Raw genomic sequence first — 23453 nt, 5'->3', positions numbered from 1 at the left:
GAGGCTGTGCTCAGGACCCGGACGAGAAGCCGCCCTCAGGCCTGCTTGAAACCGCGGTGCAGGGCCACGATCCCGCCGCTCAGGTTGCGGTACGCGACCTTCGACCAGCCGGCCTTGCGCAGCCGCTCGGCCAGTGCGGGCTGGTCGGGCCAGGCGCGGATGGACTCGGCGAGGTAGACGTACGCGTCGGGGTTCGAGGAGACCGCGCGGGCGACCGGCGGCAGCGCGCGCATCAGGTACTCGGTGTAGACCGTGCGGAACGGCGCCCAGGTCGGGTGCGAGAACTCGCAGATCACCACCCGGCCGCCGGGCTTGGTCACCCGGTACAGCTCACGCAGCGCGGTGTCGGTGTCCTGCACGTTGCGCAGTCCGAAGGAGATGGTCACGGCGTCGAACGTGTCGTCCTTGAACGGCAGCTTGGTCGCGTCGCCGGCCGTGAGCGGCAGCCAGGGGTGGCGCTTCTTGCCGACCTGGAGCATGCCGAGGGAGAAGTCGCAGGGCACGACGTAAGCGCCGCTGCGGGCGAAGGGGAGGGACGAGGTGGCCGTACCGGCCGCGAGGTCCAGGATCTTCTGCGCGGGGCGGGCGTCGACCGCCTTCGTGACCTCCTTGCGCCATCGGCGGTCCTGGCCGAGCGACAGCACGTCGTTGGTGAGGTCGTACCGTTCCGCCACGTCGTCGAACATCGAGGCGACTTCGTGCGGCTGCTTGTCCAGGGATGCGCGGGTCACCGGCCCATTGTGGCAGCACGGGCCGGGCATCCCGAAGGCGCCCGGCCCGTAGCCCACCGACTTCCGCACCGCCTATGACGGCAGGAGTCTCGGTTTCCTCTTCCCGGCCACGTCCTCCACCCAGCCGCACAGCAGGACGAACACGGCGATCAGAAGCCAGCCGATGCCGAACATGAACCACTGGCTGCCCAGCGGCAGCCACTTCTCGAAGGCGGGCACCTTCCAGAACTGGTCGGTCAGCGGCACCGCGAGCACCAGCGCGATCTCGTGCCAGAGGTAGATGGTCACGGCCCGCGCGTTGAAGATCGTGACGATCCGGTCGAGCCGCTTGAAGCGGGTCAGCCAGGCGAAGTCGATGGTGAAGTAGGCCTTGGCCCACATCAGCAGCATGACGTAACCGGCCGACCAGTAGGTCTGGGCGAGCGGGCTCTCGTCCAGGTCGTAGGTGCCCCCAGCCTCGGCCTGGTGCGTGAAGGCGTACCAGCCGCCGAAGACGATCGCGGCGACCGACAGCGTGACCACCAGGAAGGGCTTCAGCTTCCGGAGCACGCCGTCGCGGTGGGCGAAGCCGAGGATCCAGCAGAAGAGGTACGTCGACAGGTCCCAGAGCGCGTTGCCGAAGCGGTTGTCCGGGCCCGCCCACACGAACTTCAGGACGACGATCGGCACCAGGGTCAGCAGCAGGACCGGGATCGGCGCCTTGCGGAAGATCCACAGCAGCACCGGCGAGAGCATCACGAACCACAGATACGTCCGCAGGTACCAGAGGATCTCCCAGGCCTGCGTGCCCCAGGCGTTGCCCGGCGGATCGCCGACGGGCACGATCCAGAAGACGATCTGCCAGCCCGGCATCCAGTCGTGGATCATCATCGCGACGAGCACGAAGAAACCCCAGAACCAGAACGGCGGCAGCAGCCTCCGCATCCGGCTCCTGACCACCTTGAACGCGGGCCGCTCCAGCGACTTCGCCATCAGCGTCCCGGCCAGCCCGAACATGATCCCCATCGAGGGGAACACCATCCCGCACCAGGCCCACCCGAAGGTGTGGTAGGTCACGACCCGGATCAGCGCGACGGCCCGCAGCGTGTCGAAGTACCGGTCCCGGCCCGCCTTTTGGGGCGCGGGCGCGGGCGCGGACTCCTCCACGCCCTCTTCCACGGCCTCCTCGGCGACCGGCTCCGGCCCGGGCACCAGCTCCGGCTCCGGCTCCGGCTCTACGACCGGGAGGGGCGCCGTCGCGTACGGCGACTGCCCGTGATCGGCGTACTGCTGCTGCTCGTACGGCTGTTGGACGTACTGCTGGGGCTGGCCGTACTGCTGCGGATGACCGAACCCCTGGTAGCCGTACGGCTGTTGGGGCTGCTGGGGCTGGCCGTAGCCGCCGCCGTAGCCCTGCTGCTGTTCCCAGCTCATCAGCTCGCCCCCGCCGGGGTGCCGACCTCGCCGGTGCGCTTGAGTTTCTGCCAGCGCAGCCGGCCGCCGGTCAGGGCGGTGATGCTGGAGTGGATGAGGACGAGGTACATCATCTGGCGGTAGGCCAGTTGCTGGAGCGGCATCATCAGCAGATAGCGGTACTTCTCCCGGTCCAGCCTGAACGCGTAGGCCGCGCACAGGAGTTGGATGCCGAGCACCGCGAACCACATCGCGAGGGACGCCCAGAAGTCGACGAAGATCATCGAGTAGACGGTGAAGACGTCGATCAGCGGGGCGAAGACCGGCGTGATGATCTGGAAGATGACCACGAGAGGCATGCCGACCCGGCCGAAGCGGCCCGAAGGACCCTTGTCCGTAAGGGACTTGCGGTGCTTCCACAGTGCCTGCATGGTGCCGTAGGACCAGCGGTAGCGCTGCGACCAGAGCTGCTTGAGGGAGGCGGGGGCCTCGGTCCAGGCCTTGGCGTGCTCCTGGTAGACGACCCGCCAGCCCTCGCGGTGCATGGCGATGGTGATGTCGGTGTCCTCGGCGAGGGTGTCCTCGCTCATGCCGCCGACCTGGAGCACCGCCTCGCGGCGGAACGCGCCGATCGCGCCCGGGATGGTGGGCATGCAGCGCAGCAGGTCGTACATGCGGCGGTCGAGGTTGAAGCCCATCACGTACTCGATGTGCTGCCAGGCGCCGATGACGGTGTTGCGGTTGCCGACCTTGGCGTTGCCCGCGACCGCGCCGACCTCGGGGTCGGCGAAGGGCTGCACGAGGTGCCGTACGGTGTCGGGCTCGAAGACGGTGTCGCCGTCCATCATCACGACGATGTCGTAACTCGCGCTGCGCACACCGTTGTTGAGGGCGGCGGGCTTGCCCGCGTTCTCCTGGCGGATGACCCGGACGTTCGTCATGCCGAAGGAGCGGGCCGCCTCGCGGGCGATCTCGGAGGTGCCGTCCGAGGAGCCGTCGTCGACGACGATGACCTCGATCGGATGGGTGCTCTTCGCCAGCGACTCAAGGGTGTTGGCGATGCACTCCTTCTCGTTGTACGCCGGGACGATGACGGTCACCGGGCGGGTGACGGTCGGCCCCCAGCTGAACCTGCGTTTGTTGCGCTGTCTGTAATGGCGCCGGGCGAGGATCAGCATCATCCCGAAGCGGCTCATCACGGCGATGCCGACGACCGTGAGGCCGGCCGCGAGTCCCGGCACCACCCACTCCGCGACGGTGACGGCGTAGATGAGCGCCTTGCCCTCGTAGAGGGTCATGCCGGTGGCCTCGCGGTGGGCGCCCTGGAGGACCGAGATCCCGTTCCTGGAGCCGTTGCGGCCCGCTCCCCCGGTGCCGCCGCCCGCCGTGCCCGCGCCGCCGACGGCCGAGTCGACCGGGGCCGAGGACGGCTTGGCGCCGGCCTCGACCGTGCCGGTGCTCGTCCCCGCGGCCGTGCCCGCGCCCGCTCCCGCACCCGCGCCGGTCCCGCTCGCCCGCTGGGCGGCGGCGTTCTTGGCGATGGCGCCGCTCACGGTGGTGAAGGTGTAGCCCTTCGCCTTCATCTTCTCGATGTACTGGGGCAGCGCCTTCATGGTCTGCGAGCGCACACCACCGGCGTCGTGGAACAGCACCGAGGAACCCGAAGTCCCGGACGGCGTCGCCCACTTGATGATCTTCGCGACACCGGGCTGCTTCCAGTCGTCGCTGTCGGTGTCGACGAAGACGCTGGTGTAGCCGGACGCGCCGAGCTTCTTGTAGACGGGGTAGCTGTAGTTGTCGATCGCGTCCGTCTCCGAGGAGTACGGCGCGCGGAACAGCGTGGTGGTGATCCCGGCCGCGCCCGCGAGCGCGAGCTGCGTCTGCTCCATCTCCCGCTTGATGCGGGCGTCGCTCTGGTACGAGAGGTCGACGTGGGTGAAGGTGTGGATGCCGACCTCGTTGCCCTGCGCGACCATCTGCTTCACGATGCTCGGGTAGCGCGAGACCATCGAGCCCACCAGGAAGAACGTGCCCGGCACGTCGTACTTCTTGAGGATCTTCAGGACCGTCGGCGTGTACGTGGGGTTCGGGCCGTCGTCGAAGGTGAGGACGATGGTCTTCTTCGGGATGGTCTGGGTGACCGGCTTGCCGTCGCGGAAGGTCAGGATCGGGCCGCCGTTGAGGACCTTGTCCGGCACCTTGCCGGCGCTCGCGCCGTCCCGGACGCGTTCGTCGCCGCCGACTTCCGCGCGCAGGTAGCCGTCGAGCAGCATCACACAGGTGAGACCGAGCAGAAGCAGCAGGGCGAGGATCACTCGGGGTCGCTGGAGCGCGGCGGCCTTGCCGGCCGCGCGCTCCATCCGGGTGGGGGCGCGTCGGCGCCCGCGCGAAGGAGTCGTCGTAGTCATGGCTGCGGTGGTGCTCCGGTCAGTGTGCGGTGGCTGAGGAGGACGGGGCCGCACCCGTGGGGGTGCCCGAGGGGATGTCGGTCGGGGCGCCGGTCGGAGCACCGGAGGGCGCTACGCCGCCTCTGCCGCCGTCGGGGCCGTAGCCGCCGCCGGGAGCCGAACCGGCCTGGCCGCCGCCGAACGGCAGCAGCGAGGAGGGGTTGAGCGAGATGCCCCAGCCCATGAACGCCATGCCGAGTACGAACGCGTACCCGAGGCAGACGGCGCCCATGAGGAGGCCGATCCGGCGCAGCACCTTTGACCGGCGGCCGGAGTTGTCAACGAACACGGGCCCTTCTGCGGACCCGTTGCCGGCTTTGCGGCGGCGACCCCGCACAGGGGCGGGGTTTTCGATGGCGGACTCGGATTGCATTCCCCGGATATTAGGCGGGCTTTATGTGACCGAAACTCTGTTTCTCTTGTGAGCCTGCCCAGAGAAACGACGCAACCTGTGCCTTCTCTTAGAGAACCCAGGAAATGCCTTATGAACGGCCGGTGTCGGTAGTGTCCTCAATACTCCGCTTCGCCGCCCGACTTGACCGTTTCGTTCACCGATACCCGTGGGTTACCTATGGTTTTTCTGTCTTCGTAAGACACAGCCCCATGTGCTTCATTTAGGCTTCGGAAACCGACTCTGTTTCCATCCTGAGACAGAAATCACCGTCCCGAGACGGAAAGGGTGCATGCTCAATGAGGAGTTTCCTGAAACCGGCGGCCGGGCTCACCTGCTTGTTTGCCCTCGCGGTCACCGGATGCTCCTCGAGCTCCGACGACTCGTCGGGTTCGGCCCCCGAGGCCAGCGGCAGCGCCGCCTCGACACCGTCGGCGTCCGCCTCGTCGGGCTCTTCGGGCTCCTCGTCGGGCACGGCCTACGCGCCGTACGTCAGCGCCACGACCGCCTCCGGCATGGACGGGGCGGGGTCCGCGTCGACGTACAACCTGTCCTTCGCCATCGCCAAGGGGAGCACCTGTACGCCGGAGTGGAACGGTACGACCGCGATCGACGACTCGGCGGTGAAGTCCCGGATCTCGGCGCTGAAGACCTCCGGGGCGAGTGTCCGGGTCTCCTTCGGCGGGGCGTCCGGCAAGGAGTTGGCGCAGACGTGTACGAGTGCGTCGGCGCTCGCGAAGGCGTACGGGGAGGCGTTGGACGCGGCGGGTTCCACCCAGGCCGACTTCGACATCGAGGGTGACGCGCTCACCGACTCGACGTCGGTCGCCCTGCGCTCCAAGGCGATAGCCCTGCTCCAGAAGGAACGCAGCGGCCTGAAGGTCTCCTTCACGCTGCCCGTGATGCCGTCCGGGCTCGACTCCGACAGTCTCGCGCTGCTGGAGTCCGCCAACGACAACGCGGTCGCCGTCTCCACGGTCAACATCATGACGATGAACTACGGGGAGTCGTACACGGGGGACATGGGCGGCTACGCGATCACGTCGGCGACGGCCGCGCACACGCAGTTGAAGAAGGTGTTCGGGTTGTCGGACGCGGGGGCGTGGGAGGGGATGGCGCTCACGTCGATGCTCGGGGTGAACGACGTCTCCGGGGAGACGTTCTCCCTCTCGGACGCGGCTCAGGTGCGGGCGTTCGCCGAGGCGAAGGGGGTTGCGTGGGTGTCCATGTGGTCGACGTTCCGGGATCAGCAGTGTGAGAGCGGGTCGTCCGATGACGATGCGGCGACCGACTGCAGCGGGGTGACGCAGACGGCCGGCGCGTTCGGGGAGGCGTTTGCGGGGTGACCTGGTGCGGTGTCGGGTGCCGGTCCGTTGTGGCTGGTCGCGCAGTTCCTCGCGCCCCTGAAAAGAAGGGAGTTGCGCTGAGCGGTGCTGGTCGCGGCCACGCGGCGGAGCCGCACAATGACACAGCCCCGCGCCCCTGAAAAGAAGGGGGTTGCGCTGAGCGGTGCCGGTCGCGGCCACGCGGCGGAGCCGCACAATGGCACAGCCCCGCGCCCCTAAAGAAGGGCACTTCCCTTAGCGGCGTCTGTGGACCAGGCGTCCCGCGCACACCGTTGCGATGCACTCGCCGGTCTTGTCGAAGACGGCCAGGTCGGCGCGGGCCGTCTCCCGGAGTGTCGGCGTGTGAGCACTGGGCAGGACCGCCACGTCGTTCCGGGCGGCTGCCGCGCGGAGTTCCGGGGAGTCGGCGTACTGCTCCAGTACCGCCACCGCACCCAGTTTCAGTACCGCGTGGATGCGTTCGCGTGGGCTCGGGGCGTCCGGGAGGGGGCCCTCGTGGATGCGGGCCGGGACCAGGGTGCCCGGCCAACTCCGCAGCCGCGCACCCGGAAAGCGCCCCTGGACCTCCGCCAGCGTCCCCACGGCCACCACCCGCGCACCCTCGACAGCGACGGCACCGCCCTCGTCCGCCGTGTGAATCGTCAGCACAGCGGGCCTAGTTGGCCGACAGGAGCTTCAACTCGGGGTGGGCCGTGCCGCCTTCGATGGCCGTGGAGGAGATGTGGGACATCACGCGCTCGTCGACCGGGTCGTTGGCCGGGTCGTCGTGGACGACGATGTGCTCGTAGGTGGTGGTCCGCTGGGCGGGGACGCGGCCCGCCTTGCGGATGAGGTCGATGATCTCCATGCGGTTGGAGCGGTGCTTGGCACCGGCGGAGGAGACGACGTTCTCCTCCAGCATGATCGAACCGAGGTCGTCCGCGCCGTAGTGCAGGGAGAGTTGGCCGACCTCCTTGCCGGTGGTGAGCCAACTGCCCTGGATGTGGGCGACGTTGTCCATGAAGAGGCGCGCGATGGCGATCATCCGCAGGTACTCGAAGAGCGTGGCCTGCGTGCGGCCCTTCAGGTGGTTGTTCTCGGGCTGGTAGGTGTACGGGATGAACGCGCGGAAGCCGCCCGTGCGGTCCTGTACGTCGCGGATCATCCGCAGGTGCTCGATGCGCTCGGCGTTGGTCTCGCCGGTGCCCATGAGCATCGTCGACGTGGACTCGACGCCCAGGTTGTGCGCCGCCTCCATGATCTCCAGCCAGCGCTCGCCGGACTCCTTGAGCGGGGCGATCGCCTTGCGGGGGCGGGCGGGGAGCAGTTCGGCGCCGGCGCCGGCGAAGGAGTCGAGCCCGGCCGCGTGGATGCGGGTGATGGCCTCCTCGACCGACACCCCGCTGATCCGGGCCATGTGCTCGACCTCGGACGCGCCGAGGGAGTGGATGACCAGCTCGGGGTACGCGCCCTTGATCGCGGCGAAGTGCTGCTCGTAGTACTCGACGCCGAAGTCGGGGTGGTGGCCGCCCTGGAACATGATCTGCGTGCCGCCGAGTTCGACGGTCTCCGCGCACCGGCGCAGGATGTCGTCGAGGTCACGCGTCCAGCCCTTGGCGGTGTCCTTGGGCGCGGCGTAGAAGGCGCAGAACTTGCACGCGGTGACGCACACGTTCGTGTAGTTGATGTTCCGCTCGATGATGTACGTCGCGATGTGCTCCGTACCCGCGTACCGCCGCTTGCGTACGGCGTCGGCGGCGGCGCCGAGCGCGTGCAGCGGGGCGTCGCGGTAGAGGTCGAGCGCCTCTTCGGGGGTGATGCGCCCGCCCTCGGCGGCACGGTCGAGGACGGACTGAAGCTCGGCCTTCTCGGTCACCGGGAGGTCCCTTTCGTCAAGGGTTGCGGACGGACAGATGGTGCTGACGGACCTTGTCAGCCTACGCCAGCGGTTTTCCCGCCCGGACCTCAGGCCGTGTACGCGCCGACCAGCAGCCCGAGGAGAGCACCGGCCAGCAGAAACGGACCAAAGGGGACGATGGTGGGTCCTCGCCGGGCCAGGAAGCGCTCGTGGACCACCCGGACGACACCCTCGTAGACCGCCCTGATCAGGAACCCGGCGAAGGCCCCGAGCATCACCGTCGGCCACCCGTACCACCCGAGTACCACGCCCGCGCCGACCGCGAGCTTCACCTCGCCGAGCCCCAGTCCGCCGCCTCCGGGGTCTATTCGGGTCAACCCGTAGTACCCGGCGCCGAGCGCGAGGCCGCCCAGCAGCGCGGTCGTCCAGTGTCCGGTGTGCTCGGGCACGAGGGTGACGAGGCCGAGGAGGGCGAGGGCGGCGCCCGCGAGGGGAAGCCCGGCCGCGGGTGCCGCCACCACGGCGGGCGCGAGGAGCAGCCACACCGCCAGTTCGGGCCGGGTGCCGGTGGCGGCGGCGAGCGCGACGCACACCAGCACGACGAGGAGCGCGGTGCCGACTCCGCGCCGGCCGATCCGGGCCACGACCGCTCCGGCTCCCGCGCCCCACAACCCGGCGACGGCGATGAGGAGTTGGTCGTAGTCCACGCGGTCGCTACTTGACCTTGGACATCCGCGCGGTCGGCGAGCCCTCGGCCGAGCTGTCCGACACGTACTTCAGGTCGTCGCCCACGGGGGTGAGGGTGACGGTGTGGGCGGCCTGGTTGCACACGTCCCGGTTCGTCTTCGCCCCCGCGGCCGCCGCCACGAGCCGCGTCTTCGTCACCTGCTTCAGGGTCAGCACGTCGTCGCAGACCCCGCCGAGCTGGTCGGTCTGCCGCAGCACCCCCAACTGCTCCCCTACGGCCGCCTTGCGCACCGTCAGCCGGAAGGTCCCGTCCGGGAGGGTGCCGCCGAGGGCGGTGCCGTCGCCCTGCCAGGTGCCGAGGTAGGCGGCGGGCACGGAACCGAGCGGGGTGCCCGCGGCCGGGCTGGACGCGCTCGGGGTGGAGGCGCTCGGTGTGGAGGCGGCCGAGTTGTCGTGGCCCTTGTCGCCCGGCTGGATGACGTACAGGAGGACCGGCACCAGGGTCACCACGGCGAGCGCACCGGCGACGGCGAGCGCCACGGTGCAGCCGACCCGGCGCCCGCGCCCCTCGGGTCCCGGAGTGGCGGTGGCGGCGACGGAGAAGGAGACCTTCCCCGGGCGGTGACCTGACGCCGTGTCGTGCGGGACCGCGTCCCGCGGTTCGGGCACGAAACCGGCCGTTCCCGGAAGGGAGTTGGGCATCACCGGTGCGGGCCCGAACGCCCCGGCCCCCACTCCCCCGACCGAAGGACTGCTGAACCCGACCGGCCCCGAGTGCACCCCCTCGGCCACCCCGGCGGCCTCAAGATTCAGCAGCTGTACGGCACTTCGGCTGACCTGCTCGACCAGCGCCCCCGGCAGCCACCCGCCCGCGACCAGCCGAGCCGCCCCGTCCGGAGCGAGCCACCGGGACACCTCACCCGGAGTCGGCCGCCGGGAGGGGTCCTTGGCCAGGCAGGCGCTCGCCAGGTCCCGCAACTCCCCGTCCATCGCGCCCAGTTCGGGTTCCTCGTGGACGACCTTGTAGAGGAGGGCGGCGGAGGAGTCGCCGGGGAAGGGGGAGGTGCCGGTGGCCGCGTACGCCAGCACCGCGCCCAGCGAGAAGACGTCGGAGGCGCCCGTAGCGCCCTTGCCGAGGATCTGCTCGGGGGCCATGTAGCCGGGTGAGCCGACGGAGACGCCGGTGGAGGTGAGGGAGGCGGTGCCGTCCGTGGCGCGGGCGATGCCGAAGTCGATGAGGAGCGGTCCGTCGAGGGTGAGCAGCACGTTGGACGGCTTCACGTCCCGGTGCACGAGCCCCAACTCGTGGACGGCCGTGAGCGCTTCGGCCAGCCCCGCGCCCAGCGCCCGTACGGTCGCGGTGGGCAGCGGCCCGCCGTCGGCGACGGCGGCGGACAGGGAGGGCCCGGCGGCGTAGGCCGTGGCGACCCAGGGCACGGCGGCCTCCGGGTCGGCGTCCAGCACGGGGGCGGTCCAGGCGCCGCCCACCCGGCGGGCGGCGTCGACCTCGCGGCGGAAACGGGCGCGGAACTCCTCGTCGAGCGCGAAGTGCGGATGCACGATCTTCACCGCGACCGTGCGGCCGCCCGCGCTGCGCCCGAGGTAGACCCGGCCCATCCCGCCGGAGCCCAGCCGGCCGAGCAGCCGGTAGGGCCCCACCACCGTGGGTTCGTCGTCTCCGAGCGGCTGCATGCCGTCCACCCCTCCCCCGTACGACTTCCAGCAGGGTAGTGCGCACACCCCGCCGGTGATTACGGCTGGAGCAGATCCACGTTCACGTCCGCCGGGAAACCGGTCGTGGGACCGACCCGGCGGGCGAACTCGGCGACCGCGGCCAACTGGTGGGCGCCGAAGCGGAAGTCGAGAGTGGTGAAGTACCGCTCCAGGACCTCCTCGTCGAACTCCTCCCAGCGGGCGGCCTGTTCGGCGACCTTGCCGACCTCTTCGAGGGAGAGGTTGCGGGAGGCGAGGAAGGCCTCGTGGACCTTGCGGGTGATGACCGGCTCGCGCTCCAGGTAGTCGCGGCGGGCGGCCCACACGGCGAAGACGAACGGCAGCCCGGTCCACTCCTTCCAGAGCGTGCCGAGGTCGTGCACCTCCAGGCCGAAGCGGGGCCCGTCGAGCAGGTTGGCGCGCAGGGCCGCGTCACCGATGAGGACGGCGGCCTCGGCCTCCTGCATCATCAGGCTCAGGTCGGGCGGGCAGGTGTAGTAGTCGGGCTGGACGCCGTAGCGCTCGGCGAGCAGCAGCTGCGCGAGGCGTACGGAGGTCCGGGAGGTCGAGCCGAGGGCGACCCGGCGGCCGTCCAGCTGGTCCAGCGGAACCTGCGAGACGATCACGCAGGACATCACCGGGCCGTCGCAGCCGACGGCGATGTCGGGGAAGGCGACCAGGTCGTCCGCGTTGCGGAGGAACTCGACGAGCGTGATGGGCCCGATGTCGAGGTCGCCCTGCACCAGCTGCTCGCTGAGCTTCTCGGGGGTGTCCTTGGTCAGCTCGAAGTCGAGAAGCGTGCCTGTTCTCGCGAGCCCCCAGTACAGAGGCAGGCAGTTCAGGAACTGAATGTGGCCGACGCGCGGCCGGGTGCGAGAATTGTCCACAACGTGAGGCTAGACCTCATGCGGTACGCTCCATACTTCGGCCCCACAGTCAAGCCTTTGGCGATCTTCAAACGTCCGGGTGATGTGATCTTGGCCTCTATTGCTTTCGGCTGCCCGCGTGCTAGGCTCGCCGCAAGTTGCAGTTTGGTTTCCCTTGCAGTACAGAGCCTGCGGAGCATGTAACCGCGGGCTCTAGTCGTTTTCAGACGTATGCAGTAGTGCGGGACTTTGTTTTCACACTTAGCAGGGTTCTGGAGCAGGGCAACCCTTTGGGCCCAAGGAGGGCTTATGGCTACCGGAACCGTGAAGTGGTTCAACGCCGAAAAGGGCTTTGGCTTCATCGCCCAAGAAGGCGGAGGCCCCGACGTCTTCGTTCACTACTCCGCGATCAACGCGAGCGGCTTCCGCTCGCTGGAGGAGAACCAGCAGGTCTCCTTCGACGTGACCCAGGGTCCGAAGGGCCCGCAGGCGGAGAACGTCACCCCCGTCTGAGTCACCTGATCGCAGTCCTTCGGTCTCGGAGCCTGGTGCTTTGATCCGGAACAGATAAGCAAGACCCAAGGAGCCCCGTGCCGCAAGGCGACGGGGCTCCTGCCTTTGCCCCCGGCGGTCGGGCGGGGGTGTCGACGCCGGGGGCCCGGGTGGTACAGGGCGTACCACCCGGTGGGGGCCGGGGTGCGGGACCATGGGGGCATGGAGCAACTCGGTGCCGCGCTGCGGGCGTGGCGGGACCGGCTGGATCCCGCGACGGTGGGTTTCGCGCACGGCTCACCCCGGCGGGTGCCCGGTCTGCGGCGGGCCGAGCTGGCGACGCTGGCCGGGATCTCCGTCGAGTACGTGGTCCGGCTGGAGCAGGGGCGGGTGGCGACACCCTCGGCACAGGTCTGCTCGGCCCTGGCCCGCGCCCTGCACCTGTCCGACGACGAGCACGCCCACCTGCTGCGCATGGCAGGGCACGCGGCGGACCCCACCCGGGTGCCGCGCCTGATCCCGGGAAGCCTGTACCGCATCACGGACCAGCTCTCCGCCAACCCACTGGCGATCTACGACGCCACCTGGCAGCTGCTGCACTGGAACCCGCTGTTCGCGGCGACCTTCGGCGACCCCACGGTCGACGGCGCGGGCGAACGCAACGTCCTGGTCCGGCAGTTCCTGGCCGAGCTGCCCCGGGTCCGGCAGACGGCGGCCGAGCGGGCGGAGTTCGAGGAGTCCCTCGTCGCCGACCTGCGCGGCACGACGAGCCGCTACCCCGACGATCCGGACCTCCCGGCACTCGTGGCGAGGCTGAACCTCAGCCCGCGGTTCCGCGAGCTGTGGAACCGCCGGGCGGTGGGCGGTCACCAGAGCGCGTACAAACTCGTCGAGCACCCGGACGTCGGGGAGATCGCCCTGACCTCCGACATCCTCACCACCCAGGACACGAACCTCCGCCTCGTGGTGAACACCCCGCAGCCGGGCACCGACGCCCGCGGCAAGCTCGAACTCCTCGCGGCCATAGGGGTCCAGAGGATGTCCCCGCAGAAATGAAGTCCCCCCTTCCGCCCCGCCAGGTCGACCGGCCCGCCGGGTGGTACGCGCCGTACCAGGAAGACCCGTAGCTCCCGCGAACGCTCCCCCGCGCTCACTCTCGAGTGGTGAACGGCGCACGACGGCGCTGTTCGGAACCATCAGGAGCCGGCATGACCACCACCTTCATCACCGGGGCCAACAAGTCCCTCGGATTCGAGACCGCCCGCCGCCTCGTCGACGCGGGCCACACCGTCCTCCTCGGCGCCCGCGACCCCGAGCGCGGGCGGGCCGCGGCCGCGTCGATCGGCGCCCGGTTCGTGCGGATCGACGTCACCGACGACGCCTGGGTACGGGCCGCCGCCGCGGACGTCGCCGCGCACGAGGGGACCGTCGACGTCCTGGTCAACAACGCCGGCGTCCTCGGCAGGATCGGCCCCGTCGACGAGTACACCGCCGCCGACGTCAGCGCCGTGCTCGACGTGAACGTCGTCGGGATCGTGCGGGTCACCCACGCCTTCCTCCCGCTGCTGCGCAGGTCGTCGAACCCCGTCATCGTCAACGTCTCCAGCGGGATGGGCTCCTTCGGCATGACCCAGGACCCGGCGCGCATCGAGTCGCAGTACGCCCTGCCCCTCTACAGCGCCTCGAAGGCCGCGGTCACCATGCTCACCACCCAGTACGCCAGGGAACTCAAGGGCGTGAAGGTCAACGCCGCCGACCCCGGCCAGACCGCGACCGACTTCACCGGCGGCCTCGGCCACACCGTCGCCGAGGGCGCGGACTCCATCGTGACCCTCGCGACGATCGGCCCGGGCGGCCCGACGGGCCGGTTCATCGACCGCACGGGGAACCTGCCGTGGTGAACCTGCCCTGAACCGGGGGCGGGTGTCAGTGGCAGGGCGGGTGTCAGTGCCCGTCGATAAGGTCCCCGGTCATGACGTCGACGCCCTCCCCCTCCCCCCGGACCGACTTCGTGTCGAACACCCGGATCTTCTACGACGCGATCGCCGAGGACTACGCCGAGATGTTCGCCGGGAAGCACACGGCGAACCCGTTGGACCGTGCGCTGCTGGCCGGCTTCGCCGAGTTGGTGACCCGGGGCGGCGGCGGGGAGGTGGCGGATCTCGGGTGCGGGCCGGGGCGGGTGACGGCCCACCTCGCGTCCCTCGGGCTGTCGGTCTTCGGCCTCGACCTGTCCGAGCCGATGCTCACGATCGCGCGGCGCGAGAACCCCGGGCTGCGGTTCCGGCAGGGCTCGATGCTGGAACTGGACGTCCCGGACGGGGAGTTGGCGGCGGCGGTCTCCTGGTACTCGTCCATCCACACGCCTGTGGACCAACTCCCGTCCTTGTTCAGGGAGTTCCACCGCGTCCTGACACCCGGCGCCCACCTCCTCCTCGCCTTCCAGGCCGGCGACCAGCCCCTCACCCTGAACCAGCCCTTCGGCCACCCGGTGACCCTGGACTTCGAACGCCGCGACCCGGACCGGATGGCCGAACTGCTGGAGTCGGCGGGATTCACCCTCCGGCTGCGGACACTCCGCGCCCCGGACGAGGAGATCGGGGACACGGCACCGCAGGCGTTTCTGATCGGGCGTAAGGGGGTGGGGGTGGCTGGGGGCTAGGGGTGGGCGGGCGGGGTCATGTTCCGGTCGGGTGCTCCTGCATCCAGCGGCGGGCGCCGACCTCGCTCGGGTATTCGCGGACGGTGGTCCAGGAGGCGAGCCAGCCGACCAGGTACGCGGCGAGGGCCGGCAGGACGGGAACCAGGAGCAGGATCATCCAGCGGCCGGCGAAGGCACGGCCGGGAGCCTGCCGGTTGTGGTCGCGCTTCGACTGGACGGCCTGCGCGGGAGTGGGCGGGTCCAGCAGGGCCTTGCGGTGCTCCCCGCGCTGCGTCCACCATCCCCAGACCAGGGCCCCGCAGGACGCGACCACGGTCGCCCAGTTCCACACGGTACGAACGGTCGGCGACCACTCGCTGGTGAAGCCCCGGTAGAGGCCGATCGCGAACACGCTGACCACGCCCATCAGGACGATCAGGAAAACGGTGGTGCGGACCCGGCACAGCCAGTAGAGCGCGCCGCGCTCGTACCAGGTTCTGCCGAGCTTCGGCAGCGCCGGGATCTGGGCGGGCGTACCGGGAGCCGAGGCCTCAGAAGATGCTCGTGACGCCATGCCAGATGTCCTTCCCCAGTCGCTTGACGTCGTCACCGGTCTCCGTGGCCACATGGCCCGCACCGGTCAGCACGCCGCCGACCACACCGTGGTCGTGAATGTCCTCGCGCCAGTGCTCGTGGAACGTGTGGTCGAGGACGTCCGTGGCGACGATCGTCGCACCGACTCCCACCAACGCCACGCCCACCGCCCCCTCGACCGGCGCGGCCGCCACCGCCAGCGCGCCCACGGCCACGCCCCCGACCGCCACTCCGACGTCCACCGTCACCGAGTGCTGCCACGACCACCCCTTGTCGTGGTCGTCCTTCGCCTCCACCAGCCCGCACGCGGCGGCCGCGGCGACATCGATGACGGGAACCTCCTTGAGGAACTCCGGGAGCGCCTCAAGACCCTTGCCCAGCCGCAACGCGTCTGCCGCGTCGGCGAGTTTGACGTTCAGGAGGCGGTCGTAGGGGAGCTTGCTGCTGCCGACGTCGGCGCGGGCGATGGCCTCCTCCAGGGAGTCGACCTTCATGACCGCGTCACGGTAGGCGCCCTTGGCGGGGAGGTCCTTGGGGAGTGAACGGCCCGCCTTCTGGTACGCCTTGCGTTCCGCGCGGAGTTCCTTCTTCGCCGTCTGCTCCGCCGACTTGGCGTCGTCCAGCTCGGCGCGCGCCTTCTTGCCGCCGGCCCGCGCGTCCTCCGCGTCGTAGGCGTACAGACCGCGCAGCGCGTCCGCGATGGTGATCTTGTCGCCGGTCGACACCGGCGCGGTGACCTGGGCGTACAGTCCGCGCAGCTTGTCCGCGGCGACCAGGCGGGCGTGCTGGGCGGTGTGCATGACCTGCCGGCGGACCGTGTCGTACTCGGTCATCGCGGAGATCGTCTTCTGGTCCGCCGCGCTGGGCGGGTTCGCCGTGACCATGGGCACGGGCACGCCCTTGGCGCCCATGGGCACGCCTTTGCCGGTGGCGACGTGCTCCGCGTTCTGCAGTGCCGTCTCGCAGGTGGACAGCGCGTCGGCGAGGGTGCCGAGGATGTCCCCGGCCTCGAAGACCAGGCTGGCGAAGGCGCCCGCCGTCAGCGCGTCCTCGCTCCACTTCGCGCGGAACTCCTCCGCCGCGTCGCCCTTCCAGCCCGCGTCGTCGACGAGCGACTCGACGGCGGTGGTGACCGGGCGGACGACGTCGTCGAGCTGGTCCTTGGCGTTCTTGTACGTGGTGGCCATCGTGTGCAGTCCGCCGATGTCGCCGCCGACCCAGCTGTCGCCCATCAGTCCTCTCCCACCATCAGGTCCTCGAACACACCGTGGACGTCGACGTCGTGCCGGTGGAACGAGTCGCGCGCGTACGCGACCTTGTCGCCGTGGTCGTCCAGCCGGTCCGCGAAGCCGGTGTGCAGGCCGAGGATGAGATGGGCGACCTCCTTGATGGCGTCGTCGAGGCCGGCGTCGCCGCCGCTCACGAGGGGCGGGGAGACCTGGGGTTCGAGCTTGCGGTAGTCGGTGGCCTGGTCGTGGAAGGTCGTGGCCATCGACGTCAGGTCGCTCAGTACCGCCTTGAAGTCGGCCGACATCAGCGCACCTCCCGCGTGTAGGCGGCCAGGTCGGCGGGCCGCCAGTTGGGCCGCCCCCGGGCGACCTTCGGATCGAGGACGACGGTGCCTCCGCGCTCGCTCAACGCCTCGGCGAGCGGCCCGATCGAGGTGCCGACCCAGGGCTGGGCCTCGCCGAACGCGGCGACGAGCTTCTCCAGGGTGCTGAAGGCGTAGACCGCGGTGTGATGCGCCGGATGGTCGAACAGCTCGTAGACGACGAACGGCACCCGGACCGGCCGCCCGCCCTCGTCCACGGCGTCGACGTACCGCGGATGCGCCGGCACGAACACCGCCGTCTCGTACGCCGGCACCCCCGGCCTCGGCCCCGGCCTCCCCGTCGCCCCCGCCCGCGCCACCGGCGTGGCCTCCGCGAGGTCGAGCAGGCTGGAGCGGCGCGGTGCCGGCGGAGCGGGTGTCGCCGGTGCCCCCTGTGTGTAGTCAAGAAGGCGTGACCGGTTCGGCTCCCCCACCGCCGTCTCCTCTTTCCCGCGAGTCGTCGTCGTCACCGTGGACGTTTACGCGCCATCACAGTAGCGACGCGACCCGCGCCCAAATCCGGCTATGTCCCGCCTACGAACCCGTTGCATGCGCAATGCATACGGCCGCTTGGGTCCGGCCTGGGCATCCCTTGACCGGGGGATGACCAGGTCCGCGCCGAGCCCACCCCGAACAGGCCTAGTTCGCGTACAGCTTCTCGATGTCCTGTGCGAAGTCCCGCATGATGACCTCCCGCCGCAGCTTCATCGACGGGGTCAGCTGTTCCGCCGCCTCCGTGAAGGCGACCGGCAGGACGCTGAAGCGGCGGATGGACTCGGGCCGGGAGACCAGTTTGTTGGCCTCGTCGACGGCCCGTTGCAGGACGGCGAGCAACTCCTCGTCGTCGACCAGGAGTTCGGCCGGTACCGGATGCTTGCCGTTCATCTGGCGCCAGTGGGTGATCCCGTCGGGGTCGAGGGTGATGAGGGCGGCGACGTAGGGGCGGCGGTCGCCGACGACCATGCACTGGGCGATCAGCGGGTGGGAGCGGAGCCAGTTCTCCAGCGGGGCCGGGGCCACGTTCTTGCCGCCCGCGGTGATCAGGATCTCCTTCTTGCGCCCGGTGATGGTGAGGTAGCCCTCGTCGTCGAGGCGGCCGATGTCGCCGGTCGCGAACCAGCCGTCCTGGGACGCGGGGATCACCCCGTCGCCGTGTGGGTCCCAGTAGCCGCGGAAGACCTGACCGCCGGAGAGCAGGATCTCGCCGTCCGACGCGATCCGCACCCGCGTGCCGGGCATCGGCCAGCCCACCGTCCCCAGCCGGGGTTTGAGCGGTGGGGTGCAGGTCGCCGCCGCCGTGGTCTCGGTGAGGCCGTAGCCCTCGAAGATCTCGATGCCCGCGCCGGCGTAGAACGCGGCGAGGCGCCGGCCGAGCGGGGAGCCGCCGCAGATGACGTAACGGAGCTTGCCGCCGAGGGCGTTGCGGATCTTGCGGTAGACCAGCGGGTCGTAGAAGGCGCGGGCCGTCCTCAACGGGCGGGTCGGGCCCGGCCCCTTGCCGGACTGGCGGGCCTCCAGGGCCTCGCCGTAGCGGCGGGCGACGCTCGTCGCGCGGTCGAAGACCTTGCCGCGGCCGCCCTTCTCCGCCTTCGCCCGGGCGTTGTTGAAGACCTTCTCCAGCATGTACGGGATGGCCAGCAGGAAGGTCGGCTGGAAACTCGCCAGGTCGGCGAGCAGGTCCTCGGACTTGAGGCTCGCCGCGTGGCCGAGGCGGACCCGGGCGCGGATGCAGGCGACGGCGACCATGCGGCCGAAGACATGGGAGTAGGGGAGGAAGAGGAGCGTGGAGGGCTCTTCGTCCCCCTTGCCCTTGAAGACGCCGTAGAGGAGTTCGATCGCGTTGTCGATCTCCGCGAGGAAGTTGCCGTGGGTGATCGCGCAGCCCTTGGGGCGGCCCGTGGTGCCCGAGGTGTAGATGACGGTGGCGAGCGTGTCGGGCAGCAACACCCCACGCCGTACGGCGACTTCCTGGTCCGGGACGGTCCGGCCCAGCTCGGCCAGCCGGTCCAGGTGGCCCTTCTCGAAGACCCACATGTGCCGCAGGTCGGGCAGCCGGGGCGTCTCCGGTCCCAGCGCGGCGGCCTGCGCGACCGTCTCGGCGGCCATCGCCACCGCGCCCGAGTCCTGGAGGATCCACCGGATCTGGAAGAGCGAGGAGGTCGGGTACACCGGCACGGTCACCAGTCCGGCCGCCCACGCGGCGAAGTCGAGGAGCGTCCACTCGTACGACGTCCGCGCCATGACCGCGATCCGGTCGCCGGGTGAAAGTCCCTCCGCGATCAGCCCCTTGGCGACGGCCTGCACCTGTTCGGCGAACTCCGTCGCCGTCACGTCACGCCAGTTCCCGTCCTCGTCCTGCCTGCTGAGGACCAGATGCTCGGGCGCGGCCGCCGCGTTCTCGAACGGCAGGTCCGCGAGCGACCCGTGGGTCGGCGGCGGCACCATCGGCGGTACGGCGACCTCCCGCACCACGCCGTCCAGCCGCCGGATCTCGGGCTCGACGAGCACGGGCGCGCCGTCGTAGTCGTAGCCGGACGGATAGACGAGGGACATGGCAGCTCCTGTGGCGTGCAGCTTGTACCGCTCTGCTGCATTAGGTACGCATGGTGCGTACCGAGGTGTTCATCCCGGCCAGCGGCCGGGGGTGTTACCCCGGGTTAGGTCGAAGATCGTACGGCCCCCTCGTGGGGAGTTCGTGCGGTTTCGGGGGTGGTACGGAGCCGGGCCTGTGCAACCTCGGCGGGTCCGCGAGGCTTTGTCTGCCGTACGCCGACCCTGCGTCACCTCTGCGTCCGCCCCGCGTCCGCCATGGGCCGCCGGGCTCGCCCCACTTGGACTTACCTGCGGTAACCTTACTGCGAAGTAAGCCGAAAAGAGCCGCCCAGGACGCCACCCGGGAGTGGGACATGGCCGACCTCCACCCGACCCTCACCGACACCCCCGCGCTCACCCCGCTCCTCCTCCGCGGCGCCCTCCTCTCCCCCTTCAAGAGGCCCCGCCCAAACGCCGCGTTCCCCCGCACCCGCCTGGTCCTGCCCGGCGTCCGCGTGAACCTTGCCAAGCTCGCCGCCTACGAACGCGTCTGCGGCTTCGCCACCGGCGACGACGCCCTCCCCCTCACCTACCCGCACGTCCTCGGCTTCCCGCTGGCCATGCGCCTGATGAGCTGCCGCGCCTTCCCGCTCCCCCTGCTCGGCCTGGTCCACACATCGGTGGAGATCACCCGGCACCGAGCGGTACCGGCCACCGGCGACCACGAACTCACGGTCTACGTGGACGAGTTGGCCCCGCACCGACGCGGCACGGAGGCGACGGTCACCACGGAGATGCGGGCGGGCGGCACGGGCGACGGCGCGGGCACGGTCGTATGGGAGTCGCGGAGCACGTACCTCGCCCGGCACCACCGCGCCGGCACACGGGAGACGGGAGAGACGGGGAAGGCGGGCGACGTACGGGAAGCGCGGAAGCCCCTGCCCACCCTCGCCGAGTGGCGCCTCGCCGAGGACGTCGGCCGGCGCTACGGCGCCGCCTCCGGGGACCGCAACCCCATCCACCTCTCCCCCCTCACCGCCCGCCTCTTCGGCTTCCCCCGCGCCATCGCCCACGGCATGTGGACGGCCGCCCGGTGCCTCGCGGCGCACGGCACGCCCGAAGCGGCGTACGTACGGGCCGAGTTCAGGGCGCCGGTGCTGTTGCCGGGAGTGGTGGAGTACGCGGCGGAAAGCGGCCGTTTCCAGCTGCGGAGCGGCGAGCGCACGCACGTGGACGGGGTCGTCCGACCGCTGCCTTTATGAGCCGTGCGAGATGTGTGAGCCGTACGAAGTGCGTGAGTCGTGCGAAGTGCGTGAGCCCTACGAAGTACGGGCGCCGGTGAACGCTACGGCGTCCACGACCGCCCCTCCATCAGCTGTCCGAGGCCCGCCCACGCGAAGTTCATCAGGGTCGCCGCCGCCTGCTTGGCGGTGACGCCCGGGGTCGCGTTCGACCAGGCCGCGAGGGACTCGGCGGCGCCGACCAGGGCCTCGGCGAGACCGGCGACCTCGCGGTCGGCGAGGTCGGGGTCGCGGTGCGCCTCGCGGGCGGCGACCGCTATCAACTGGGTGACGAACACGACGAGTTCGGCACGCATCGCGGCCACCTCGGCGGCGAAGGGCTCACCGTGGGTGCGGGCCTGGAGGTGCAACACGGCCCAGCCGTCCGGGTGGTGCGCGGTGTGGGTGAAGAACGCCCGCAGCCCGTCCCAGAGTTGACGGTCGGCGGGTGCCCCGGTGTCCACCCCGGCCCGCACCGCCTCGGTGAGCGCCTCGCCCTCGCGCCGGATGCACGCGGTGAACAGGTCTTCCTTCGAGTTCAGGTAGAGATACACCAACGGCTTGGAGACACCGGCGAGTTCGGCGATCTCGTCCATCGACGCGGCCATGTACCCGCGCTGCCCGAAGGTCCGCACGGCGGCGTCGAGCATCTGCTGCTCCCGGACCGCCCGCGGCATCCGTTTGGTCTTCACGGCACCCATGGGGCAAGGGTAGTTGGACCAGACCGCACGGCTGCCGACAGAACTTCTAGGAAGCCTGGCCCTGCGGGTGCGACGCCGGCTGGGCCGCAGGCTGGGCCGCGTCCGCCGTCTCGTCCTCCTGGCTGCGGTTCGCGTCCAGGTTGGCCTTCATCCGGTCGACCCGCTCGACGATCTGCACCGAGGCCCGGTCCCGCACCCCGCGCAGCACCACGAAGCTGATCGGCGCCGAGATCACCAGGGCCAGCAGCACGATCCACATGCCGTTGGACTCGCCGAAACCGCGCGGGAAGACGCCGAGATAGACGAGGCCCCAGACGACGCCGAGGCAGCCCGCGAAGACCCCGAGGCGCCACAGTGTGTAGCGGAACATCTCAATCCACTCTTCCGTAACGAACAGACTCAACCGAACAGACGTGACCGAACGGTCCTACTCAGTGAAGCACGCGCCCCCGCTGATCTTCGGGCGGGGTCGGCGGCTCACAGCAGGGGCAGCAGCATGAAGATGTCGTCCCGGTCGTCCCCGGGGGCCACGCGGATCGCGGCGGGCACCCGGCCGACCTCCTTGTAGCCGCAGGAGCCGTAGAACCGCTCCAGGCCGTGGCCGCCCCGGCAGGTGAGGCGGATCGCCTCGATGCCGTCGAGGCCGCGGGCCGCTTCCTCGGCGGCGGCGAGGAGGTCGCGGCCGTAGCCCTTGCCCTGGTGGCGGGGGTGGACCATCACCGTGTAGAGCCACAGCCAGTGCAGCATCAGGCGGTGCGTGTTGAAGGAGAGGAACACGGTCGCGGCGACCGTGCCCGTCTCGTCCCGGCCCACCAGCAGCCTGGTGCGGCCCTCCGCCATGGCGACGAAGTGCCGGACCAGTTCGGGCCGTATCTCGTCCGCCGTCACCGGTGGGACGAAGCCCACCGAGCCCCCCGCGTTGGAGACGTCCGCCCAGAGGGTGAGGATCTCCTCGCGGAGAGCAGGGGTTATCGCGGGGTCCAGCTCGAAGGTCAGTGACATGGTGCCGTGTTCGTCTCAGAAGGGGGTCGTCACACCCGCATCGGCTGCGGGGACTCGCGCCGCGCCGGGTCCGGGCCGTCGTACTCGCGGATGATCTCGTAGCGCGTGTTCCGCTCGACCGGCTGGAAACCGGCGTCGCGGATCAGGTCGAGGAGGTCGTCGCGGGTGAGCTTGTTCGGGGTGCCGTAGTTGTCGGCGTCGTGCGTGATCTTGTACTCGACGACCGAGCCGTCCATGTCGTCCGCGCCGTGCTGGAGGGCGAGTTGGGCCGTCTGCACACCGTGCATGACCCAGAAGACCTTGACGTGCGGAACGTTGTCGAAGAGCAGCCGCGAGACCGCGAAGGTCTTCAACGCCTCTGCGCCGGTGGCCATCTGGGTCCGCGCCTGGAGGCGGTTGCGGACCTTGCCGTCCTTCATGTCGACGAAGTCGTGCTGGTAGCGCAGCGGGATGAAGACCTGGAACCCGCCGGTCTCGTCCTGGAGTTCACGCAGCCGCAGCACGTGGTCCACGCGGTGGCGCGGCTCCTCGATGTGGCCGTAGAGCATGGTGCACGGGGTCTTGAGGCCCTTCTCGTGCGCCAGGCGGTGGATGCGCGACCAGTCCTCCCAGTGCGTGCGGTGGTCCACGATGTGCTGGCGGACCTCCCAGTCGAAGATCTCCGCGCCGCCGCCGGTGAGGGACTCCAGCCCGGCCTCGATCAGCTCGTCGAGGATCTCGCTCGCACTCAGCCCGGAGATGGTCTCGAAGTGGTGGATCTCCGTGGCCGTGAAGGCCTTCAGGGAGACCTCCGGGAGGGCCTTCTTCAGCTCGCTCAGCGAGCGGGGGTAGTAGCGCCAGGGGAGGTTCGGGTGCAGGCCGTTGACGATGTGCAGCTCGGTGAGGTTCTCGCCCTGCATCGCCTTCGCGAGCCGGACGGCCTCCTCGATGCGCATCGTGTACGCGTCCTTCTCGCCCGGCTTGCGCTGGAACGAGCAGTAGGCGCAGGACGCGGTGCACACGTTGGTCATGTTCAGGTGGCGGTTGACGTTGAAGTGGACGACATCGCCGTTCTTCCGCGTCCGCACCTCGTGCGCGAGTCCGCCCAGCCAGGCCAGGTCGTCCGACTCGTACAGCGCGATGCCGTCCTCACGGGACAGCCGCTCACCGGAGCGGACCTTCTGCTCCAGCTCGCGCTTGAGCCCGACATCCATGCCCATACCTCTTCCTA

The 23453-nt window shown here is 70.2% G+C and carries 24 protein-coding genes; 6 read left to right on the top strand and 18 right to left on the bottom strand.

Annotated elements, in window-relative coordinates; translation table 11 throughout:
- Positions 1-35: 35 nt before the first annotated feature.
- The 4 genes from OHT77_RS26110 to OHT77_RS26095 form a co-directional block, all read right to left on the bottom strand.
- Positions 36-731, bottom strand: a complete 696-nt coding sequence (locus tag OHT77_RS26110) for a demethylmenaquinone methyltransferase (protein WP_328830893.1) — start codon at positions 729-731, stop codon at positions 36-38.
- A 72-nt stretch (positions 732-803) separates the two neighbouring features.
- Complete coding sequence (locus tag OHT77_RS26105; RefSeq protein WP_328830892.1) at positions 804-2144, bottom strand: acyltransferase family protein; 1341 nt, start codon at positions 2142-2144, stop codon at positions 804-806.
- On the bottom strand, positions 2144-4531 hold the full coding sequence (locus OHT77_RS26100; protein ID WP_328830891.1) for a bifunctional polysaccharide deacetylase/glycosyltransferase family 2 protein: 2388 nt from the start codon (positions 4529-4531) through the stop codon (positions 2144-2146). The genes OHT77_RS26105 and OHT77_RS26100 overlap by 1 nt, the downstream gene beginning before the upstream one ends.
- Positions 4532-4550: 19 nt before the next feature.
- Positions 4551-4859, bottom strand: coding sequence for a hypothetical protein (locus tag OHT77_RS26095; protein WP_323185347.1), 309 nt, complete (start codon positions 4857-4859; stop codon positions 4551-4553).
- A gap of 401 nt (positions 4860-5260) precedes the next feature.
- Between OHT77_RS26095 and OHT77_RS26090 the strand changes: the two genes are divergently transcribed.
- Positions 5261-6307 (top strand): chitinase, encoded by a 1047-nt coding sequence (locus OHT77_RS26090; protein ID WP_328830889.1) that lies wholly within the window; start codon positions 5261-5263, stop codon positions 6305-6307.
- A gap of 234 nt (positions 6308-6541) precedes the next feature.
- Here the strand turns inward: OHT77_RS26090 and OHT77_RS26085 are convergent, their stop codons facing one another.
- The 5 genes from OHT77_RS26085 to OHT77_RS26065 all read right to left on the bottom strand — a co-directional run bounded on the left by OHT77_RS26085 (position 6542) and on the right by OHT77_RS26065 (position 11431).
- On the bottom strand, positions 6542-6955 hold the full coding sequence (locus tag OHT77_RS26085) for an imidazolonepropionase-like domain-containing protein (protein WP_328830888.1): 414 nt from the start codon (positions 6953-6955) through the stop codon (positions 6542-6544).
- A 7-nt stretch (positions 6956-6962) separates the two neighbouring features.
- The gene (gene mqnC, locus OHT77_RS26080; protein WP_266769565.1) at positions 6963-8162 is read right to left on the bottom strand and encodes a cyclic dehypoxanthinyl futalosine synthase; all 1200 of its coding nucleotides are present in this window, start codon (positions 8160-8162) and stop codon (positions 6963-6965) included.
- An 89-nt stretch (positions 8163-8251) separates the two neighbouring features.
- Positions 8252-8851 carry a hypothetical protein gene (locus tag OHT77_RS26075; protein ID WP_328830887.1) on the bottom strand — a complete coding sequence of 200 codons (600 nt, stop codon included), beginning with the start codon at positions 8849-8851 and terminating at the stop codon, positions 8252-8254.
- Between the two features lie 7 nt (positions 8852-8858).
- On the bottom strand, positions 8859-10523 hold the full coding sequence (locus OHT77_RS26070; protein WP_328830886.1) for a serine/threonine-protein kinase: 1665 nt from the start codon (positions 10521-10523) through the stop codon (positions 8859-8861).
- Positions 10524-10582: 59 nt separating this feature from the next.
- Entirely contained in the window at positions 10583-11431 is an 849-nt protein-coding gene (locus OHT77_RS26065) for a menaquinone biosynthetic enzyme MqnA/MqnD family protein (RefSeq protein WP_328830885.1), read from the bottom strand.
- Between the two features lie 288 nt (positions 11432-11719).
- Between OHT77_RS26065 and OHT77_RS26060 the strand changes: the two genes are divergently transcribed.
- The 4 genes from OHT77_RS26060 (at position 11720) to OHT77_RS26045 (ending at position 14564) form a co-directional block, all read left to right on the top strand.
- Entirely contained in the window at positions 11720-11923 is a 204-nt protein-coding gene (locus tag OHT77_RS26060) for a cold-shock protein (protein ID WP_003992177.1), read from the top strand.
- 201 nt (positions 11924-12124) lie between these two features.
- The gene (locus OHT77_RS26055; RefSeq protein WP_328830884.1) at positions 12125-12958 is read left to right on the top strand and encodes a helix-turn-helix domain-containing protein; all 834 of its coding nucleotides are present in this window, start codon (positions 12125-12127) and stop codon (positions 12956-12958) included.
- Positions 12959-13110: 152 nt separating this feature from the next.
- Positions 13111-13803: an SDR family NAD(P)-dependent oxidoreductase gene (locus OHT77_RS26050; protein ID WP_328830883.1), complete on the top strand. Its 693-nt coding sequence runs from the start codon at positions 13111-13113 to the stop codon at positions 13801-13803.
- Positions 13804-13874: 71 nt separating this feature from the next.
- The gene (locus OHT77_RS26045; RefSeq protein ID WP_328830882.1) at positions 13875-14564 is read left to right on the top strand and encodes a class I SAM-dependent methyltransferase; all 690 of its coding nucleotides are present in this window, start codon (positions 13875-13877) and stop codon (positions 14562-14564) included.
- A gap of 16 nt (positions 14565-14580) precedes the next feature.
- Here OHT77_RS26045 and OHT77_RS26040 read toward each other — a convergent pair whose 3' ends face one another.
- From OHT77_RS26040 to OHT77_RS26020, 5 genes are all read right to left on the bottom strand, one after another.
- A complete protein-coding gene (locus OHT77_RS26040) occupies positions 14581-15117 on the bottom strand; it encodes a hypothetical protein (RefSeq protein ID WP_328830881.1) in 537 nt (178 codons plus the stop codon).
- The gene (locus OHT77_RS26035; protein ID WP_328830880.1) at positions 15095-16369 is read right to left on the bottom strand and encodes a WXG100 family type VII secretion target; all 1275 of its coding nucleotides are present in this window, start codon (positions 16367-16369) and stop codon (positions 15095-15097) included. The genes OHT77_RS26040 and OHT77_RS26035 overlap by 23 nt, the downstream gene beginning before the upstream one ends.
- Entirely contained in the window at positions 16369-16671 is a 303-nt protein-coding gene (locus tag OHT77_RS26030; protein WP_328830879.1) for a DUF6317 family protein, read from the bottom strand. The genes OHT77_RS26035 and OHT77_RS26030 overlap by 1 nt, the downstream gene beginning before the upstream one ends.
- Positions 16671-17162 carry an SAV_915 family protein gene (locus OHT77_RS26025; RefSeq protein ID WP_328830878.1) on the bottom strand — a complete coding sequence of 164 codons (492 nt, stop codon included), beginning with the start codon at positions 17160-17162 and terminating at the stop codon, positions 16671-16673. The genes OHT77_RS26030 and OHT77_RS26025 overlap by 1 nt, the downstream gene beginning before the upstream one ends.
- A gap of 205 nt (positions 17163-17367) precedes the next feature.
- Complete coding sequence (locus OHT77_RS26020; protein WP_328830877.1) at positions 17368-19281, bottom strand: AMP-dependent synthetase/ligase; 1914 nt, start codon at positions 19279-19281, stop codon at positions 17368-17370.
- A gap of 353 nt (positions 19282-19634) precedes the next feature.
- On the opposite strand from OHT77_RS26020, the gene OHT77_RS26015 reads away from it, so the two are divergent.
- Entirely contained in the window at positions 19635-20522 is an 888-nt protein-coding gene (locus OHT77_RS26015; protein WP_328830876.1) for a MaoC family dehydratase, read from the top strand.
- 83 nt (positions 20523-20605) lie between these two features.
- Here OHT77_RS26015 and OHT77_RS26010 read toward each other — a convergent pair whose 3' ends face one another.
- The 4 genes from OHT77_RS26010 to mqnE form a co-directional block, all read right to left on the bottom strand.
- On the bottom strand, positions 20606-21241 hold the full coding sequence (locus OHT77_RS26010; protein WP_328830875.1) for a TetR/AcrR family transcriptional regulator: 636 nt from the start codon (positions 21239-21241) through the stop codon (positions 20606-20608).
- A gap of 46 nt (positions 21242-21287) precedes the next feature.
- Positions 21288-21611, bottom strand: coding sequence for a DUF4229 domain-containing protein (locus OHT77_RS26005; RefSeq protein ID WP_328830874.1), 324 nt, complete (start codon positions 21609-21611; stop codon positions 21288-21290).
- Positions 21612-21718: 107 nt separating this feature from the next.
- Entirely contained in the window at positions 21719-22243 is a 525-nt protein-coding gene (locus tag OHT77_RS26000) for a GNAT family N-acetyltransferase (protein ID WP_328830873.1), read from the bottom strand.
- Between the two features lie 29 nt (positions 22244-22272).
- Complete coding sequence (gene mqnE / locus OHT77_RS25995; protein ID WP_019061244.1) at positions 22273-23436, bottom strand: aminofutalosine synthase MqnE; 1164 nt, start codon at positions 23434-23436, stop codon at positions 22273-22275.
- Between the last annotated feature and the right edge of the window lie 17 nt (positions 23437-23453).

The sequence above is a fragment of the Streptomyces sp. NBC_00252 genome (genome assembly GCF_036187565.1).
Lineage (GTDB): Bacteria > Actinomycetota > Actinomycetes > Streptomycetales > Streptomycetaceae > Streptomyces.
This window is presented reverse-complemented; position numbering and strand designations above follow the sequence as displayed.